Origin of the sequence: Agrobacterium sp. MCAB5 (assembly GCF_052114365.1) — a bacterium.
In the GTDB taxonomy this organism is placed as follows: domain Bacteria; phylum Pseudomonadota; class Alphaproteobacteria; order Rhizobiales; family Rhizobiaceae; genus Agrobacterium; species Agrobacterium tumefaciens.
Map to the genome: position 1 here is coordinate 1 of NZ_JBFREP010000349.1, position 377 is coordinate 377.

Annotated in this window: 1 pseudogene; it reads left to right on the plus strand. The window is 55.7% G+C overall.

The annotated features are described in order from the left end of the window. A pseudogene (locus tag AB4Z23_RS28975) lies at positions 1–377 on the plus strand (YadA-like family protein); the annotation flags it as partial.

Genomic DNA, 377 nt, shown 5'->3' on the forward strand with positions numbered 1-377 from the left:
TCTCGACACCGGTATTGGCGAGCTCGATAAATTTGCGGTCAAGTACGACAATGATGGCACGACCAAGTCCAACACCGTTACGCTCGAGGGCGGGGATCCAAATGCGCCGGTCCTGATCTCTAACGTTGCCGCCGGCGTCAAGAATACCGACGCAGTCAACGTTGGACAACTCAACGACGGCATCAAGACAGCCAACAGCTATACGGACAACCGCGTGAACTACGCGATTGAAACGGCAAACACCTATACTGACCAGAAAGCCGTTGGGACGCTCAACCAGGCCAATAACTATACCGACTATAAATTCGGGCAGCTGAATCAGGAGCTCGGCGAGGTTCGATCGGAGGCGCGTCAGGCGGCGGCAATCGGTTTGGCGG